Consider the following 15,889-nt stretch of genomic DNA (forward strand, 5'->3'; position numbering starts at 1 on the left):
CCACTACAGCAACCGCAGCGGCGTGCGCGCCATCTGCTCGGACTGCCACGTGCCGCACAACTGGACCGACAAGATCGCGCGCAAGATGCAGGCGTCGAAGGAAGTGTGGGGCAAGATCTTCGGCACCATCGACACGCGTGAAAAGTTCGAGGGTCACCGGCTGCAGCTGGCGACGAACGAGTGGAACAGGCTGAAGGCGAACAACTCGCTGGAATGCCGCAACTGCCACCAGTTCGAGTCGATGGACTTCACGAAGCAGAGCAAGCGTGCCTCGGAAGCGCATTCGACCTATCTCGGCAGCGGCGAGAAGACCTGCATCGACTGCCACAAGGGGATTGCGCATCAATTGCCTGATATGGCGGATGTGAAGTAGCGGTTGGGCGGAATGGGGCGCGGTGGGTTTCGCTACGCTCTACCCACCCTACGGTTCTTTATAAAGGATGGTAGGGTGGGTAGAGCGAAGCGAAACCCACCATGCGCCCCTCGATAAAGAATCGTAGCGTGGGTAAAGCGCAGCGAAACCCACCAGCGCTCCCGCGATGAACAAACGCAAGAGAAAAGGAAACTGAAATGGGCTCAATGAGCATTGCGCACTGGCTGATCGTGCTGGCCATCATCATGCTGGTATTCGGCACGAAAAAGATCGGCTCCATCGGCAGCGATCTCGGCAAGGCAATCAAGGGTTTCAATGACGGCGTCAAGGGCGCCGACAGCGACCAGGCGGCGGCAAGCGACGGCCAGGCCCGTCAGGAAAAATCCGCCCCGGCAAACGGGAACAACGCGTAACGGGGACGACAAGGTGCCGCATCAAGGATGGGTCGACGGTTTCGGCCGTCGCATCGACTACCTGCGCATTTCCGTCACCGACAGGTGTGACCTGCGTTGCAGCTACTGCATGCCGGAGCACTTCCGCGATTACGAGGAGCCTGCGCACTGGCTGCGCTTCGATGAAATCGAGCGCATCCTGCGGATTTTCGCTTCACGCGGTCTGGGCAAGGTGCGGCTGACGGGAGGCGAGCCTTTGCTGCGCGGCGGCATCGCCGACCTGGCGGCACGCATCAAGCGGCTGCCCGGCATGGCGGACTTGTCCATCAGCACCAACGGTACCCAGCTTCTCAAAAGGGCCCAGGCGCTCAAGGATGCGGGCGTGGACCGTCTCAATGTCAGCCTGGATACCCTCGACCGCGAGCGCTTTGCTTCCCTCGTGCGCCGCGATGTGCTCAAGCAGGTCGTCCTTGGCCTGGAGAAGGCTGCTGCACTCGGATTCGGCAAGATCAAGATCAATATGGTCTGGCTGCCGGAAACCAGCGCTGCCGAACTCGATGCGATGATCGATTTTTGCCGCGCGCACGGCTTCATCCTCCGGCTGATCGAAACCATGCCCATGGGCGGCACCGGCCGGGCTGCCGGCCATGCCAGCCTGCAGCCGACAATCGCGGCGTTGCGGGAGCGTTACGGCCTGATCGACGGCGTCGTCGCCGGAGGCGGCCCGGCGCGCTACCTGGTCAGTCCGTCCGGAGATTTCAGCATCGGCTTCATCACGCCGCTGTCCCAGCACTTCTGCGAGACCTGCAACCGCGTGCGTCTGACGGTCGACGGCGTGCTGCACCTATGCCTGGGCCAGGAAGACCAGCTCGACCTGCGTGCATTGCTGCGTGGCGGTGCCAGCGACGAAGAGGTGATCGCCGCGATCGACGCAGCCTTGCTGCGCAAGCCGCACAGGCACGAGTTCGGGGAAAAGCCGATGAAGCTGGTGAGGCCGATGTCGAAGACGGGCGGGTGAGGCTTCACCGGCTGTTGCTCCAACTCCATCAACCTATCGGTTCGCGTCCAGCGCATGACGGGTGCGTCTGGTCCAGGTTTTTCAGTGTCAGCCTGGCTTCCAGCCCGCCGCCGGCGCGGTTGTGCAGTGAAACGGACGCGTCCATCGCCAGCGCGAGCTGACGCGTAATCGCCAGGCCCAGCCCGGTCCCGCCGGTATGGCGGTTACGCGATGCCTCTACCCGGTAGAACGGTTCGAATACGGATTCCAGCAAGTGCGCGGGTATGCCGGGCCCGCGGTCGAGCACGGAAATCCTTATCTCGCCGTCCAGGCGTGGCGCCACCACGATTTCCGCGGCCCCGGCGAACTTCAATGCATTGTCGACTAGGTTGCCCAGGATGCGGCGCAGCGCCTGGGGACGCGTGACGAGCGGCGTACCGATCCTGCCCTCGAGGGAAACGTCTTGCCCCGCATCCACGTAGTCGAAGACCAGGCTGTCCAGCAGGGCATCAGGGTCGATCCTGCACGGCACTTCCGCCGCGCCGTGCAGGGTACGGGCGTAAGTGACGCCTTCTTTCACCAGCGATTCCATTTCCTGCAGGTCTTGCAGCATGCGCGCGTGCTGCGGGTTGTCGTCCATCACGTCGAGCCGCAGGCGCATGCGCGTGATCGGTGTCTGCAAGTCGTGCGAGATTGCCGCCAGCACCTGGATGCGCTCGGCCATGAAGAGTGCGATCCGTTCCTGCATGGCGTTGAAGGCGCGCGACGCGCGCGCGACTTCCGACGGGCCGTCTTCCGGAAGACGCTCCGATTTCAGCGACGGCCCCAGCGCGTCGGCGGCTTGCGCCAGCCGGTGCAGCGGTTGAGTCGCCTGCCGCACGGCGAGCCAGCAGCAGAGGGCCAGCACCGCCAGTTGCAGCACGAGTGCCATCGGGAGCCAGCCCGACATCGGGGCCCCCGGCATGGGGCGCACGTCGATCGTCAGCGGGGACCCGTCGCTCAGTTGGAGGTGGACTTGCATGCGCTCCCGCTCGCCCGGGATGGCATTGACGGTGAGCGGATAGTTTGTCCCGACGCCGTCGGCGATCGATGCGGCGACCAGGGCCGACAGGCGGGCATCGGGCGGACTGCCGGTCATGCCCGGGCCGAGGATGAACTCGTAGCTGCGGCGCGCCAGACGGGGCAGCCACTGCGGACGCTCGGCGGCCGGCAATCGATCGAGCAGGGCAACCGAGCTGGCCACCTCGCGCTCGATATAGCCGATCATCAGGTTGGTCGTGGCCTGTTCGCGTTCCATCATCGTGACCCAGAACGACAGCCCCTGGGCCAGGGCCAGGCCGACGCACAGGATGACGGTGAGCCTGGCAAACAAGGTGCGCGGCCAGCGCAGCAGCGACTTCGGGTTCATTGCGCGCCTTCGATCACGGTCACCGCCGCCGAGAACACGTAGCCTTCGCTGCGCATCGTCTTGATGTAGCGCGGCTCGCGCGCGGTATCGGCCAGGCGCTGGCGCAGGCGGCTGACCAGCAGGTCGATCGAGCGGTCGAAAGCGTCTGCCTGACGGCCTTGGGTCAGGTTGAGCAGCTGGTCGCGCGTCAGCAGGCGCTGCGGATGGTCGAGGAATACGCGCAGCAGGCGGTATTCCGCACCGCTCAGGGCGACCATGGTCCCGTCCGGCTCGAGCAGGTGGCGTGCCGCGGTGTCGAGCCGCCAGTCGCCGAAGGCGAGCATCTTCGCGGCTTCGGTCACCTGCATGTTCGGCGGCAGCATCCGGGTCCGCCGCAATACCGCGCGGATGCGCGCCAGCAGTTCCCGTACGGCGAACGGCTTGGGCAGGTAATCGTCGGCGCCCATTTCCAGGCCCAGGATGCGGTCCGCCTCTTCGTCGCGCGCGGTCAGCATCACGACCGGCAGGGTGCGGTACTTCGAGGCCCGCAGTTCCCGGCACAGCGTCAGGCCGTCTTCTCCCGGCAGCATCAGGTCCAGCACGATCAGGTCGGGCGTGCTGCGCTCGAGCGCGGCGCGCATTTCGCGGCCGTTGGCAGCCAGCGAGGCTTGCAGCCCGTTCTTTTCGAGATAGGCCGCGAGCAGTTCACGGATGCCGCGGTCATCATCGACGATCAGGACGTGGTCGATTTTTTCCATGGTGGGCTCATTCCTTGCGGTGATTCATGCGCACGCGAGCGGTATGCAGCAAGGAGCAATGCACCGGCTGCACCATTTCCGCCGCTGCCGTGCCGGCAAAAAAAGCAATGATGGCAAACAGGCGCCTCATGCATCCTCCACCACCGACAGGCTCGCGCCGTCGCTCAAGCTTGCCTCCAGCGCATACGGGTCCACCCCGTCCAGGCACCCGATGTTGGCACGCCAGAGGGCGGGATCCTTGCGGGTCTGGTGGAACGGATAGATGCCGCAGTGGCGGCAGAAATAATGCTTTGCGGTACGGGTATTGAACTGATAGAGCGTCAATGCCTCCTCGCCGCTGAGGATCTTCAGTTCGGCCGCGGCGAAGGGCGGCGTCATCAATGCGCCCTTGCGGCGGCACAGGCTGCAGTTGCAGCGCGCGGCCGGTGTGACGGCCGTCCTGACTTCAAACTTGACAGCCCCGCAATGGCAGGATCCATGCAGTACGTCGGCGGGCATAGTGAGCTCCTTGATGGTCAATGTCCGCTCTTTATAGCCGAAGCGGCAGCCGGCTTTGTGTCTCAATGTATCCGCCCGGCGCCAGACACCTGCGGGTACAAAAAGCCGTCCGGCAATACACAGCCGAGATACAAGCCGGACCTACTCTGTCGATGAGCGGGGCGGCCGTGCAATGCGGCGCCGCGCTTCATCATGCTTTACCTGAACTTGTCCTGCATCCCGAGGAATCCGGAAGCGATCAAGAGACGGTCTTAATTATCACCTTATCAAGGAGTCCTCGATGACCAAACTCGAACATGTACTGTACACCGGGAAAACCCGCACCACAGGCGGCCGTGAAGGCGCCTCCCGCAGCAACGACGGCCGGCTCGATATCAAGCTGTCCTCGCCGGGTACCAAGGGCGGCGGCACCAATCCGGAACAGTTGTTCGGCGCCGGCTGGTCGGCTTGTTTCATTGGCGCAATGCATCTTGCCGCCGCCCGGATGGAAGCCGTACTCCCGCCGGACCTCGCCGTCGCCGCGGAAGTGGACCTGGGAACCGCCGACGGCGCTTACTTCCTGCAGGCGCGCCTTTACGTCAGTGCGCCGGGGCTGGCACCCGAAATCGCGCAAGCGCTGGTGAACGAGGCGCACCGGACATGCCCGTATTCCAAGGCAACCCGCGGCAATGTCGACGTGACGATCACTCTCGTCTGATGTAGCGAAAAAAGACGGAAGGCCGGCACGTATTGTTCGTACCGGCCGTCCGCCTCATTCATTCCTCGTCTGTTACTGCACTTTTTCCGTCAAATAGCGCGCCGCCGGCGTGTTGCGCGACAGCCTTGTCGCCATTTCCATGCGCGCCGCGTTGAAGCGCTCCCACTCGGCAAGGTCCGGCAGCGACGGAATGGTGACCACTTCCCCCTGGTCCAGCCCCGCGAGCGCGGCATCGACCATGTCTTCCGCCGTCATCACGATTTCCTGGGGCAGGTACTGCACCGGCGTGCCGGCGACGTCCCAGAACGCGGTGCTGGTGGCGCCGGGCAGCACCGCCTGAACGCGGATCTTGTCGCCCAGTTCCTTGTGCATCGACTGGGTCAGCGCCAGGACGTAAGCCTTGCTGCCGCCATAACTCCCGTTCAGGACTTCCGGAGCGATCGCCACGATGGAGGCGATGTTGATGATGGTGGCATTGCCGCGGGCGGCAAAGCCGGGCGCCGCCGCGTGCGTCAGGCGGGTGAGGGCGATCACGTTCAGGGAAATCATGCGGTCCAGGTCTTCCACTTTGGATTCCAGCAGAGGCGCAGTGGCACCCACGCCTGCATTGTTGACCAGCATGGTGATGCGGCTGTCTTCCGCCAGGCGCCGCTCGACCGTCCGCAGGTCCGCCGCGACCGTCAGGTCCGCCTTGAGGGTACTGACCGCGCGGCCCGTTTCCTTGCGCAGGCGGGCTGCAAGCGCGTCAAGTTTTTGCTGGTCGCGCGCGACCAGGATCAGGTCGAAGCCACGGCGCGCGAGGCGGTCCGCATACACGGCGCCGATGCCGGTCGAGGCGCCGGTGATGAGCGCCGTGCCCTTGGATTGCTGGGTTGTCATGAGCAGTTTCCTTTCATCTGTTGGTTTGACAGATGCAGTGTAGAGGCCTAGATTAAGGCCCATAGGACGTATTTACCTCAGTTTGGGACATCATGAAGCGACACATCGGCCTGCTGGTTTTTCCCGGTTTCCAGATCCTGGATCTTGTTGCAACGACCGTGTTCGAGCTCGCCAACGGTTACGTTGGCAACAGTGCGGCCCCGGCCTACGAGGTGACGCTGCTGTCCGAACACGGCGGCCTTGTGACGAGCTCCTCCGGTGTGCCTGTCGGGACAACAGCCTTCGGCGAGCATGCATTCGATACCGTGATGGTCGTCGGCGCGCTCGAGCCGCGCGCATCCAGCCCGGGCTTCCTGAACTTTCTCCAGGCAGCCAGCAAGGCGTCGCGGCGTACCGCGAGCATTTGCACCGGGGCGCTCTGCCTGGCGGAAGCCGGCATTCTCGACGGGCGCCGCGCCACCACGCATTGGTGCCTGGGGCGGGAATTGCAGCGCCGGTATCCGAAAATCAAGGTCGAGGAAGACCGCATCTTCATCAATGACGGCGGTGTCTGGACATCGGCGGGGATGACGGCATGCATCGACCTGTGCCTGGCCCTGGTGGAGGCGGATCACGGCGTGGAGATGTCGCGGCAGATCGCGCGCAAGATGGTGGTGTATCACCGCCGCAGCGGCGGACAGTCGCAGTTCTCGGCGCTGCTGGAACTGGAGCCGAAATCGGATCGTATCCAGAGTGCGTTGAGCTATGCGAAGAGCAATCTCCGCAAGCCGCTGTCGGTGGACGAGCTGGCCGACGTCGCCAACCTCAGCCGGCGGCAATTCAGCCGCAGTTTCCGCATCGAGACGGGGCAGTCGCCGGCACGCGCCGTCGAAGTGCTGCGCGTAGAGGCGGCGCGCGCGATGATCGAGGAAGGCACGCATCCCATCGACGTGGTTGCGCGCGAGACGGGCTTCGACGATCCCGAACGCATGCGGCGGGCGTTCCTGCGGGCCTACGGACAGCCGCCGCAGGCCGTCCGGCGGGCTGCCCGTCAGGACGCGGCCGCCTGACTCCGCGCCCGCTGCACCAACCCATCCTTCACTCCATCCCGCCTGCTGCGCGACGGGCGCATCCGGACGGAAACACCCCCCGTCGATTCTCTGTATCTGCCATGTATCCGGCCACGTCAGTGGTACGGCGTCATACAAAAAGCCGCTTGCCGAGACATATTCGGGATACAGCCGCTGCGCATACTCCATTCCAGCTGCCGGCCCATGAGGCTGGCGCCGGCCGGGCACTACCGCTATGAACCCCGGCCCTACCTGTCACCTGAATTGGAGAACCCAAATGAATGCCAAACACCTCATCGCCGCCTTCGCCGTCCTTGCCGCCAACGGCGCCGCATTTGCGCAGGAGTTCGTCGAGCCCGGCGTGAACTTTGTCTCGACGCGCACGCGTGCCGAAGTCATTGCCGAACTGAAGCAGGCGCAAGCCGACGGCACCTACCGCGTATCGGATGCGGACTACCCGATCATCAAACAGGTCGGCACGCCAAAGAGCCGCGCCGAAGTCCTCGCCGAACTGAAGCAGGCACAGGCCGACGGCACCTACTACGTAAGCGACCTCAACTATCCGCCGCTGCCGCCGGCAGGCACGCCGCGCACGCGCGCGGAGGTGCGCGCCGAGCTGGAACAGCACCTCAAGGCGCATCCCTTCGGCACGGTCGACACCCGGTACTCCGGTTCCTGAACTGATGCACCGCGGCTGCCGCAACGAACCATTCCAACCGACCTGAGCGCACCATGACCAATTTGATCGAAGCGCCCCTGGCCCTGCTCGCCGGCGTGTTCACCATTGCCTCGCCCTGCATCCTCCCGATCCTGCCTATCGTGCTGGGCAACGCAGTGACCGGCGCCGGTGATTCCCGCCGCAGCCGCCCGCTTTTCATCGTGCTGGGCTTCGTACTGTCGTTCACGGCGCTCGGCATGTTACTGGCCACCGTCTCGCAATCGGCAGTGGCGGCGAGCGAGGCGGCGCGCCTTGCGGCGCTCGTCCTGCTCGGGTTGTCCGGCATGGCGATGCTGTGGCGGAGGCCGTACGACTGGGTGATGGCGCGTGTTAGGGAACCTCTGGACCGGATCGGTTCAGGTGCGGCCGGCGCCGGCTCCGGACACCTTGGAGGCTTCGTCCTCGGCATGTCCCTTGGCGCCGTCTGGACACCTTGCGCCGGCCCGGTGCTGGCCTCGATCCTCGTGCTGGTCGCCACTGCGCAGGACGTTGCGTGGTCGGCGCTGCTCCTGACGCTCTATGCGATAGGAGCAGGGATCCCCATGCTGGCGATCGCCTACGGCGGCCGCTTCATGACGACCCGGGTGCGTGCGGTCGCACGCCATGCGCAGCGCCTGCAGCAGATTTTCGGCGCATTGATTGTGATGACAGCCGTTGCCATCTACTTCCATTACGACGTCCTGTTTTATGCCTGGCTGTCGAACTACTTGCCCAACCTGAAAGGAATTTGAGATGAAAACAATGTTAAAGGCGCTGCTCTCCGCGACCGTTCTCTGCGCCGCCGTGGCCCATGCCGCCCCCTTGGAAAGTCAGGGGCAGGCGCCGGAATTTTCCGGCATCGACAAGTGGCTGAATTCGGAACCCCTGTCCATGCAAAAGCTGCGCGGGAAGGTGGTGCTGGTCGACTTCTGGACCTTCGACTGCATCAATTGCATCAACACCCTGCCGCACGTGAAGAGCTGGCACGACAAGTACAAGGACCAGGGCCTCGTCATTGTCGGCGTGCATACGCCGGAGTACGTCCATGAGCGTTCCACCGCCAACGTCATCTCGGCGTTGAAGCGTTTCGATATCCGCTACCCGGTGGCGCAGGACAACCGCTATGCCACCTGGAGCGCGTACAACAACCGCTACTGGCCGGCGACCTACCTCATCAACAAGAAAGGGCAGATCGTCTACAAGCATTTCGGCGAAGGCAAATATCAGGAGACGGAAGCCGCGATACGTGCCTTGCTTGCAGAACCGGCGTGAGAATGACGAATGCCGGGATTGCATCCCGGCCGACCGCTTGGGGAATGAAGCTGGTAGGCTGGAATGAAATCCCGGCATTCATCAAATGTTCACCGTGGATTCGCGCTTGCGCCGCGCCGTCGTGTTCTCGCCGGCCACTCCCCAGTTGTCGGTATCGACTTCATCGATGATGACGAAGGTTGTCGCCGGATCCTTGTTCAGAACACGTACCAGCAGATCGGTCGCCCCTTCGATCAATTCCTGTTTCTGTTCGGCGGTAACGCCCTCGCGGGTCACACGGATGTTTACGTAAGGCATGGTCAAGTTTCCTTTTCAAGAAAGTGAAGCGGGGTGAGGTTCGCGATTACCAGGTGCCGGCCGTGGCGCCGCCATCGACGGTGAGTACCGCGCCGCTGGTGAACTGCGCGTCGGTCAGGTAAAGCACGGCATCGACGATGTCCCTGGTCGAACCGGTCCTCCCGGAGGGCGACAGCGACTTCAGGAACTTGCGGGTGCCATCGTCCGTGCCATGCATCGGCGTATCGATGATGCCCGGCGCGACCGCATTGACCCTGACGTTGGACGCCGCCAGTTCCAGTGCCAGGCCGCGTGTCGCATGATTGAGTCCGCCCTTGATCAGGACGGGCAGGAGGGCAGGGACCTTCACGTTCGGCTGCATGGCCACGCTCGCCGTGATCGTCACGATATGGCCTTCGCGCCTGGTCCCCATGTGAGCCGCGGCCTCCTGGGATGGATAGAAGAATCCCTTGAGATTGGTGTTGACGATGGTGTCGACGTCTTCCTCGGTGTAGCAGGTGACCGGCTTGGCGGTAAAGATCCCGGCGTTGTTGATCAGGATATCGACCTTGCCGAAGGCGGCGATGGCCTTTTCGAACAGCGCTCTTGCGGTCGCCGGTTTGGCGATATCGCCCGGCACTTGCAGGAAGCGCGAGGAATTGCCGAGTTTCGCTGCCGCCTCTTCCAGGCGCTCCGCGGTGCGGGCATTGCCCACGACGAAATAACCGCGTTTCAAATATTCCTCGGCCAATGCAAAACCGATGCCGCTGGATGCGCCGGTGATGATGACTGTCTTGTTAATCGCGTTCATTGATGCCTCTTCAAAAGTTGTCGCTCGGTGCCTGCACCTGTTGCATGCCATTCCGATGTGGAGGACTATACTTTTGCTCCAGGCGTCGATAAACATCGCGCCGCGCAATTGAATTGATACACCGTGTAATGAATGGACGGATCCGATGAAACGGCATTTCGACGACGTCCTGCTCGGCAGCATCGAGCTGTTTTGCCTCGCGGCAGAGCTGGGAGGTTTTACTGCGGCAGCCAATGCGGCGGGCCTCACACCGGCCGCTGTGAGCCGTTCCGTCGCCAGGTTGGAAGAGCGCCTCGGGGTTCGGCTGTTCGTGCGCACGACAAGGCAGATCAGGCTGACCGACAGCGGCCGTCTCTATTTCGACCAATGCCGCCCGGCGCTTGCGCAAATGGTCGACGCCGAGCGCCAGGTGACAGGCGGCCAGGTCGCGCCGGCCGGGGTGTTGCGGATCAGCATGCCCACGCCCTACGGGCATTACCGGGTCTTGCCGCTCCTCCCCGAATTCCGGCAGCGTTACCCCGGTGTGCGGGTGGAGAGCCATCTCAGCAACCGGAACATCGATTTCTCGGACGAGGAATATGACCTCGCGATCCGCGGGCGCGCGCCCGACGATTCCACGATGATTGCCCGCAAGCTGGAAGACGCCGAGCTGGTGCTGGTGGCGGCGCCGTCCTACCTGAAGCGTGCAGGGAAGCCGAAGACGCTCGAGGACCTGCAAAAGCACGAATGCATTCAATTCGAGCTGCCCAGTACAGGCCGTCGTCTTCCCTGGCTTTTCCGCGCCGGCGGCGAAGGCAGCGGCAAGGCGGCCGAGGTCTTTACCAGCGGGGCATACGCCTGCGCGGATGATGTCCTTGGCATTGTCACCCTCGCGCGCAGCGGAGCGGGGCTGGCGCAGACCTACCGGTTTATCGTCGACAAGGACATCAGGAATGGCGACCTGGTCGAACTCATGCCGCAATGGGGCGGCACGTCGCGTCCGTTCTACCTGATCTATCCGCATGCGCGGCATGTTCCGTTGCGGGTGCGGACCTTCGTGGAGTTCTTGATCGGGAAGACGGGCGATGTGAGGCCTTGACGGCGTGCGTCCGACTCGCAACGACGCCGGCCAATCTTGCATACTGGTAAACTACACCGGTTTTGCCGCGCTTCACTTTTCTGCTTGTAGTGCCGAGGACTGATTCGTATCAGGCATATAGGCCTCGGGCCGCAAGCAGGAAGCGATGCAGCGATTTCCGGACCTACACACAGCCGCCATGCCAGTTCTCAAGCAAACAACGTTCAACGACGCCTATCTCGTCGGCCTTGCCATCCTGGTGTTCGTCATCGATGCCGTCACGCCACTCGGCTATTCCGAATGGGTGCTTTACGTGCTGCCGGTGGCGATCTGCGTGCGCCAGTCCCGTCCGCAGTTGCCGCTCCTCGTCGCGGTGGCGCTGATGCCCTTGCTTATCCTCGGCTATTTCCTGTCGCCACCCGGCGTCGACACCGAGATGGCTATCATCAACCGCCTGTTTTCGATTCCTCCGGTCTTCGGCGTGGCCTACCTCGCCCGTTGGGTGATCGAGGAGCGCCTGCTGGCGCAAAAACTCATGTGGTTCGAGCACGGACGCGCCGAAGTGGCGAAACACCTCCTGGGCGAACCCACGGTTGGCGAAGTCGCCGAAAATATCCTGCACTCCCTCGCTCGGTATTTCGATGCCCAGGTGGCGGTGCTTTACCGGCTGGACGGAGACGCATTGCAGCGCACCGCGACCTACGCACTGGATCTGTCGCAGGCTGCGGAGCGCATTCCGGCCGGGAGCGGCACGGCCGGGGAGGTCGTCCGCGAAGGCAAGGCAGTGGTGCTGCGCGGCCTGCCGGGCGATTTCCTGCGCATCAGCTCAGCCATCGGGAGCGCCGCGCCCGCGCATGTCGTCGTTGCGCCGTTGATGGCCGAAGGCCACGTGGAAGGCGTCGTCGAGTTTGGGTTCCTGCGCCAGGACAGCTTCGAGAACGAGGTCAGGTTGCTGGAGCTGGTCGCCAACAAGATCGGCAGTGCGCTCCGCTCGGCACTGTACCGCCAGAACCTGAAGGACTTGCTGGAAGAAAGCCAGCGCCAGGGCGAGGAGCTCCAGGCGCAGCAGGAGGAATTGCGGGTCACCAACGAGGAACTGAACGCGCAGGCGAAGGCGCTCCAGGAGGCGCAAGCCGAACTCGAAACCCAGCATAGTGTGCTGGAGCAGGCCAACGTGCAACTGGAGGAACGCAACGAGCTGCTCGAGCAGCAGAAGCGCAACCTGATCGCGGCCCAGCAAGCGGTTGAAAGGAGTGCCGCGGAGCTGGAGCGGGCAAACCGCTACAAGTCCGAATTCCTCGCCAACATGTCGCATGAGCTGCGTACCCCGCTCAACAGCTCGCTCATTCTTTCGCACATGCTGGCCGAAAACAAGACCGGTACGCTGACGGAAGAACAGGTCCGCTATGCGCGGACTATCCATTCGGCCAACACCGACCTGCTCAACCTGATCAACGACATCCTGGACTTGTCCAGGATCGAAGCGGGCCAGCTGCTCGTGCAGGCCGAACCGGTCCGCCTGCAGCCGCTCCTCGAGTCGCTGCGGCAGGCGTTCGAGCCGGTGGCGTCCCAAAAGGGCCTCGGCTTTTCCATTTCCGTCAGTGCGGACGCGCCCGCAGAGATCGTGACGGACGAACTGCGGCTTTCGCAGGTCGTAAAGAACCTCTTGTCGAACGCTTTCAAATTTACCGAAACGGGGGAAGTTGAACTCCAGGTCGCCCTGGCAGCCCAGGGCAGGATGCGGTTCGCCGTCCGGGATACGGGGATCGGCATCGCACGTGAACAGCAACAGGTCATCTTCGAAGCCTTCCGGCAGGCCGACGGCAGTATCAGCCGCACGTACGGCGGCACGGGCCTGGGCTTGTCGATCTCGCGAGAACTGGCCCGCCTGCTCGACGGCGACATAGAAGTAACGAGCAGCCCTGGCATCGGCAGCACCTTCACGCTGGAGTTTGCGGCCCGGCTCGACACCGAAGCGTCACCGCGAGCCACCGTGACAGAACTGCCGGCCGCCAATGACGTGCCGCGCGCCCGGCTCCAGGCTGCAGAAGGCGCTGTCGCCGAAGCGGACGAGGCCCGCCCGTCCGTGCAAGACGACCGGGGCGAACGCCAACACGAAAGGCTGATCCTGATCGTGGAAGACGATGACAAGTTCGCCTCCGTCCTCTGCGACCTGGTGCGTGAAATGCATTTCGACTGCCTCCACGCGCCCACCGCGAACGCGGCCATCCAGCTTGCGCAAGAGTACCGGCCCGATGCGGTCCTGCTGGACGTGCACCTGCCCGACTACTCGGGCCTGAGTGTGCTCGAACGCCTCAAGCGCGAGTCGTCCACGCGGCATATCCCCGTGCACATGATCTCCGTCGATGACTACCGGAAAACTGCGCTGGAGCTGGGAGCCATCGGCTACACGCTTAAGCCGGTCGCCAGGGACGAGGTCGCGCGTTCGATCAAGCGGATCGAGGAAAGGCTCTCGCGCCGGGCCAGCCGGATCCTGATCGTCGAAGACAACGCCTCTCTGCGCGACAGCATGGCGGCCATGCTGGGCGCGCAGGGAACCGATATCGTCAGCGTCGGCACCGCAGAGGAAGCGCTGGAACAGCTCGCCGCCGTGACCTTCGACTGCATGGTGATGGATTTGAACCTGCCGGACAAATCCGGTTTCGACGTGCTCGATCAAATGGCCAGGGAGCAGAAATACGGGTTCCCGCCGGTGATCATCTACACCGGGCGAGTCTTGTCGCGGGATGAGGAACAGCGGCTGAGACGGTATTCTCAATCGATCATCATCAAGGGCGCCAGGTCGCCGGAACGCCTGCTGGACGAGGTGTCGCTGTTCCTCCACCGCGTCGAGGCGTCGCTGCCGGAGGATCAGCAGGAGATGCTGCTGCGTGTCCGGCAGCGCGATGCCGCATTCGAGGGCAGACGGATCCTGATCGCGGAAGACGACATTCGCAACGTATACGCGCTGACCAGCATTTTCGAGCCGCTGGGCGCCGAGCTTGTCATTGCCCGCAATGGCCGGGAGGCGCTGCAACGGCTGGCCGAGCATGAGATCGACCTCGTGCTGATGGACGTGATGATGCCCGAAATGGATGGCCTGTCCGCCATCCGGGAGATCCGCCGGCAGGCACAGCACAAGAACCTTCCTGTCGTGGCGCTGACCGCGAAGGCCATGACGAACGACCGCCGCGACTGCCTGGAGGCAGGCGCCAACGACTATATCGCCAAGCCGATCGACGTGGAGCAGCTGGTATCCCTGTGCCGCGTCTGGATGCCGCGTCACTCGCTGCGTGCATAACGGACATCAATGGACATCAATGGACATCGACCCCGATTTCGATATCGAACTCAAGCTGCTGCTCGAGGGAATCTATCTCAAGTACCAGCATGATTTCCGGCACTACGCCGTGGCCTCGCTGCGCCGGCGCGTGCGCCTGGCGATGGACCGGTTCGGATGCGCGACCGTCTCGCAGCTGCAGGACAAGGTCTTGCGCGACCCGGCACTCTGCAGCCAGATGCTGCGCTTCCTGACCGTGCAGGTGAGCGAGATGTTCCGTGATCCAGGCTATTTCCGCGCCGTGCGCGAGCATGTCGTGCCGGCCCTGCAGACCTATCCGTCGTTCAAGGTATGGATCGCCGGCTGCAGCACCGGGGAGGAGGTGTGGTCGATGGCGATTCTCCTGGAAGAAGAGGGCGTGCTCGATCGCAGCGTGATCTATGCGACAGACATCAATCCGGACGCGCTCAAGACGGCGGAAGCCGGCGTCTATCCGGTCGAGCGGCTTGCCCAGTTCAGCGCCAGCTACCAGGCCGCCGGCGGCAAGGGAAGCCTGTCCGATTACTACACGGCCGCCTATGGCAGCGCGATGTTCCAGCAGCGGCTCAAACGCAAGGTGGTGTTCGCCGACCACAGCCTGGCGACTGACAGCGTGTTCTCGGAGACGCATTTCATTTCCTGCCGCAACGTTCTCATCTATTTCAATCTCGCATTACAGAATCGGGCGGTCGGCCTGTTCAAGGATTCGCTGGTGCGCCGCGGATTCCTTGGGCTGGGCACCAAGGAAAGTCTGCGCCTGACCGACTATGCAAGGGATTTCAGGGAAGCGGTTCCGCATGAACGAATCTACCAGCGGGAATGAGGTAGTGAGCAATGGCCAATACGACGAGCAGCATTGATGCAGTAGTGATCGGCGCCTCCGCCGGCGGCGTCGAAGCGTTGTTGCATGTGCTTGGCGCACTGCCGGCGGACTTCCAGGCGGCGGTGCTCGTGGTCATGCACCTGGCCCCGGACCGGCCATCGATCATGCCGCGCCTGCTGGCGCAGCGCTGCGCGATGTCCGTCAAGGAGGCAGACGACAAGGAAGAGATTCGCGCCGGCACGGTGTATCTCGCAGTGCCGGACTATCACCTCCTGGTCGAGCCCGAAAAACGGCTTGCGTTATCCAGGGACGAGCCCGTGCATTATTCACGGCCGTCGATCGATGTGCTTTTCGAGTCGGCAGCGTACGCCTATTGCAGCCGGCTGCTGGCGATCGTCCTGACCGGCGCGAGCAATGACGGGGCGGATGGCCTGCGGGCCGTGCGCGCAGCCGGCGGCGCCGCATGGGTACAGGATCCTTCCGAGGCAACAGTGGATATCATGCCGGCTGCCGCGCTGGCGCAGGCTGGCGCGGACCGGGTACTGACATTGAGCGAAATTGCGGCCGGACTTGCGGCCATTGCAACCCAACAAGAAAGATAAGA

General features: G+C 63.5%; 19 protein-coding genes. 12 read left to right on the forward strand and 7 right to left on the reverse strand.

The genetic code is table 11. The features are described 5' to 3' along the window. The 3 genes from VFF99_RS05845 to moaA all read left to right on the forward strand — a co-directional run. The coding region (locus VFF99_RS05845) for a NapC/NirT family cytochrome c (protein ID WP_325015879.1) at nucleotides 1-373 on the forward strand (373 nt) is incomplete at its 5' end. A 197-nt stretch (nucleotides 374-570) separates the two neighbouring features. Beyond that, the gene (gene tatA, locus VFF99_RS05850; protein ID WP_325015881.1) at nucleotides 571-786 is read left to right on the forward strand and encodes a Sec-independent protein translocase subunit TatA; all 216 of its coding nucleotides are present in this window, start codon (nucleotides 571-573) and stop codon (nucleotides 784-786) included. A gap of 13 nt (nucleotides 787-799) precedes the next feature. Beyond that, on the forward strand, nucleotides 800-1,783 hold the full coding sequence (moaA, locus tag VFF99_RS05855; protein WP_325015883.1) for a GTP 3',8-cyclase MoaA: 984 nt from the start codon (nucleotides 800-802) through the stop codon (nucleotides 1,781-1,783). A gap of 28 nt (nucleotides 1,784-1,811) precedes the next feature. Here moaA and VFF99_RS05860 read toward each other — a convergent pair whose 3' ends face one another. Genes VFF99_RS05860 through VFF99_RS05875 form a run of 4 tightly spaced genes read right to left on the reverse strand, consistent with a single transcriptional unit; the run spans nucleotide 1,812 to nucleotide 4,405 of the window. Further along, nucleotides 1,812-3,170 (reverse strand): HAMP domain-containing sensor histidine kinase, encoded by a 1,359-nt coding sequence (locus tag VFF99_RS05860; protein ID WP_325015884.1) that lies wholly within the window; start codon nucleotides 3,168-3,170, stop codon nucleotides 1,812-1,814. Then, complete coding sequence (locus VFF99_RS05865; protein ID WP_325015886.1) at nucleotides 3,167-3,907, reverse strand: response regulator; 741 nt, start codon at nucleotides 3,905-3,907, stop codon at nucleotides 3,167-3,169. Before VFF99_RS05865 ends, VFF99_RS05860 begins: the two co-directional genes overlap by 4 nt. A 7-nt stretch (nucleotides 3,908-3,914) precedes the next feature. Continuing rightward, the gene (locus VFF99_RS05870) at nucleotides 3,915-4,037 is read right to left on the reverse strand and encodes a hypothetical protein (RefSeq protein WP_325015888.1); all 123 of its coding nucleotides are present in this window, start codon (nucleotides 4,035-4,037) and stop codon (nucleotides 3,915-3,917) included. Then, a complete protein-coding gene (locus tag VFF99_RS05875; RefSeq protein WP_325015890.1) occupies nucleotides 4,034-4,405 on the reverse strand; it encodes a GFA family protein in 372 nt (123 codons plus the stop codon). Before VFF99_RS05875 ends, VFF99_RS05870 begins: the two co-directional genes overlap by 4 nt. Before the next feature lie 280 nt (nucleotides 4,406-4,685). Here VFF99_RS05875 and VFF99_RS05880 point away from each other — a divergent pair, with 280 nt between their 5' ends. Next, nucleotides 4,686-5,102 (forward strand): organic hydroperoxide resistance protein, encoded by a 417-nt coding sequence (locus VFF99_RS05880; RefSeq protein ID WP_325015892.1) that lies wholly within the window; start codon nucleotides 4,686-4,688, stop codon nucleotides 5,100-5,102. Between the two features lie 72 nt (nucleotides 5,103-5,174). On the opposite strand, the gene VFF99_RS05885 is transcribed toward VFF99_RS05880, so the two are convergent. Then, complete coding sequence (locus tag VFF99_RS05885; protein ID WP_325015894.1) at nucleotides 5,175-5,981, reverse strand: SDR family oxidoreductase; 807 nt, start codon at nucleotides 5,979-5,981, stop codon at nucleotides 5,175-5,177. A 92-nt stretch (nucleotides 5,982-6,073) separates the two neighbouring features. Between VFF99_RS05885 and VFF99_RS05890 the strand changes: the two genes are divergently transcribed. The 4 genes from VFF99_RS05890 to VFF99_RS05905 all read left to right on the forward strand — a co-directional run bounded on the left by VFF99_RS05890 (nucleotide 6,074) and on the right by VFF99_RS05905 (nucleotide 8,999). After that, nucleotides 6,074-7,030, forward strand: coding sequence for a GlxA family transcriptional regulator (locus VFF99_RS05890; RefSeq protein ID WP_325015896.1), 957 nt, complete (start codon nucleotides 6,074-6,076; stop codon nucleotides 7,028-7,030). A 277-nt stretch (nucleotides 7,031-7,307) separates the two neighbouring features. Further along, nucleotides 7,308-7,709 carry a DUF4148 domain-containing protein gene (locus tag VFF99_RS05895; RefSeq protein ID WP_325015897.1) on the forward strand — a complete coding sequence of 134 codons (402 nt, stop codon included), beginning with the start codon at nucleotides 7,308-7,310 and terminating at the stop codon, nucleotides 7,707-7,709. A 53-nt stretch (nucleotides 7,710-7,762) separates the two neighbouring features. Beyond that, nucleotides 7,763-8,479: a cytochrome c biogenesis CcdA family protein gene (locus VFF99_RS05900; protein WP_325015899.1), complete on the forward strand. Its 717-nt coding sequence runs from the start codon at nucleotides 7,763-7,765 to the stop codon at nucleotides 8,477-8,479. A gap of 1 nt (nucleotide 8,480) precedes the next feature. Then, nucleotides 8,481-8,999: a thioredoxin family protein gene (locus VFF99_RS05905; RefSeq protein ID WP_325015901.1), complete on the forward strand. Its 519-nt coding sequence runs from the start codon at nucleotides 8,481-8,483 to the stop codon at nucleotides 8,997-8,999. Nucleotides 9,000-9,080: 81 nt separating this feature from the next. Here the strand turns inward: VFF99_RS05905 and VFF99_RS05910 are convergent, their stop codons facing one another. Together VFF99_RS05910 and VFF99_RS05915 are read right to left on the reverse strand one after the other, a co-directional pair. Continuing rightward, nucleotides 9,081-9,296, reverse strand: coding sequence for a 4-oxalocrotonate tautomerase family protein (locus VFF99_RS05910; protein WP_325015903.1), 216 nt, complete (start codon nucleotides 9,294-9,296; stop codon nucleotides 9,081-9,083). 46 nt (nucleotides 9,297-9,342) lie between these two features. Then, nucleotides 9,343-10,086: an SDR family oxidoreductase gene (locus VFF99_RS05915; protein ID WP_325015905.1), complete on the reverse strand. Its 744-nt coding sequence runs from the start codon at nucleotides 10,084-10,086 to the stop codon at nucleotides 9,343-9,345. Nucleotides 10,087-10,231: 145 nt separating this feature from the next. Between VFF99_RS05915 and VFF99_RS05920 the strand changes: the two genes are divergently transcribed. From VFF99_RS05920 to VFF99_RS05935, 4 genes are all read left to right on the forward strand, one after another. Further along, nucleotides 10,232-11,164 carry a LysR family transcriptional regulator gene (locus VFF99_RS05920; protein ID WP_325015907.1) on the forward strand — a complete coding sequence of 311 codons (933 nt, stop codon included), beginning with the start codon at nucleotides 10,232-10,234 and terminating at the stop codon, nucleotides 11,162-11,164. 178 nt (nucleotides 11,165-11,342) lie between these two features. Next, nucleotides 11,343-14,444, forward strand: a complete 3,102-nt coding sequence (locus VFF99_RS05925; RefSeq protein ID WP_325015908.1) for a response regulator — start codon at nucleotides 11,343-11,345, stop codon at nucleotides 14,442-14,444. A 19-nt stretch (nucleotides 14,445-14,463) separates the two neighbouring features. Beyond that, complete coding sequence (locus VFF99_RS05930) at nucleotides 14,464-15,285, forward strand: CheR family methyltransferase (RefSeq protein ID WP_325015910.1); 822 nt, start codon at nucleotides 14,464-14,466, stop codon at nucleotides 15,283-15,285. Between the two features lie 11 nt (nucleotides 15,286-15,296). Beyond that, the gene (locus VFF99_RS05935; protein ID WP_325015912.1) at nucleotides 15,297-15,887 is read left to right on the forward strand and encodes a chemotaxis protein CheB; all 591 of its coding nucleotides are present in this window, start codon (nucleotides 15,297-15,299) and stop codon (nucleotides 15,885-15,887) included. Nucleotides 15,888-15,889: the final 2 nt, after the last annotated feature.

This window comes from Noviherbaspirillum sp. (assembly GCF_035654295.1).
Taxonomy (GTDB): domain Bacteria; phylum Pseudomonadota; class Gammaproteobacteria; order Burkholderiales; family Burkholderiaceae_D; genus Noviherbaspirillum.

What these genes read in the sequence shown, in the direction of transcription:
- VFF99_RS05860 (WP_325015884.1), bottom strand. Translation starts at nt 3,170, where the DNA reads ATGAACCCGAAGTCGCTGCTGCGCTGGCCGCGCACCTTGTTTGCCAGG.
- VFF99_RS05870 (WP_325015888.1), bottom strand. Translation starts at nt 4,037, where the DNA reads ATGAGGCGCCTGTTTGCCATCATTGCTTTTTTTGCCGGCACGGCAGCG.
- VFF99_RS05930 (WP_325015910.1), top strand. Translation starts at nt 14,464, where the DNA reads ATGGACATCGACCCCGATTTCGATATCGAACTCAAGCTGCTGCTCGAG.
- tatA (WP_325015881.1), top strand. Translation starts at nt 571, where the DNA reads ATGGGCTCAATGAGCATTGCGCACTGGCTGATCGTGCTGGCCATCATC.
- VFF99_RS05865 (WP_325015886.1), bottom strand. Translation starts at nt 3,907, where the DNA reads ATGGAAAAAATCGACCACGTCCTGATCGTCGATGATGACCGCGGCATC.
- VFF99_RS05880 (WP_325015892.1), top strand. Translation starts at nt 4,686, where the DNA reads ATGACCAAACTCGAACATGTACTGTACACCGGGAAAACCCGCACCACA.
- VFF99_RS05915 (WP_325015905.1), bottom strand. Translation starts at nt 10,086, where the DNA reads ATGAACGCGATTAACAAGACAGTCATCATCACCGGCGCATCCAGCGGC.
- VFF99_RS05920 (WP_325015907.1), top strand. Translation starts at nt 10,232, where the DNA reads ATGAAACGGCATTTCGACGACGTCCTGCTCGGCAGCATCGAGCTGTTT.
- VFF99_RS05885 (WP_325015894.1), bottom strand. Translation starts at nt 5,981, where the DNA reads ATGACAACCCAGCAATCCAAGGGCACGGCGCTCATCACCGGCGCCTCG.
- VFF99_RS05925 (WP_325015908.1), top strand. Translation starts at nt 11,343, where the DNA reads ATGCCAGTTCTCAAGCAAACAACGTTCAACGACGCCTATCTCGTCGGC.
- VFF99_RS05895 (WP_325015897.1), top strand. Translation starts at nt 7,308, where the DNA reads ATGAATGCCAAACACCTCATCGCCGCCTTCGCCGTCCTTGCCGCCAAC.
- VFF99_RS05905 (WP_325015901.1), top strand. Translation starts at nt 8,481, where the DNA reads ATGAAAACAATGTTAAAGGCGCTGCTCTCCGCGACCGTTCTCTGCGCC.
- VFF99_RS05910 (WP_325015903.1), bottom strand. Translation starts at nt 9,296, where the DNA reads ATGCCTTACGTAAACATCCGTGTGACCCGCGAGGGCGTTACCGCCGAA.
- VFF99_RS05900 (WP_325015899.1), top strand. Translation starts at nt 7,763, where the DNA reads ATGACCAATTTGATCGAAGCGCCCCTGGCCCTGCTCGCCGGCGTGTTC.
- VFF99_RS05935 (WP_325015912.1), top strand. Translation starts at nt 15,297, where the DNA reads ATGGCCAATACGACGAGCAGCATTGATGCAGTAGTGATCGGCGCCTCC.
- VFF99_RS05875 (WP_325015890.1), bottom strand. Translation starts at nt 4,405, where the DNA reads ATGCCCGCCGACGTACTGCATGGATCCTGCCATTGCGGGGCTGTCAAG.
- VFF99_RS05890 (WP_325015896.1), top strand. Translation starts at nt 6,074, where the DNA reads ATGAAGCGACACATCGGCCTGCTGGTTTTTCCCGGTTTCCAGATCCTG.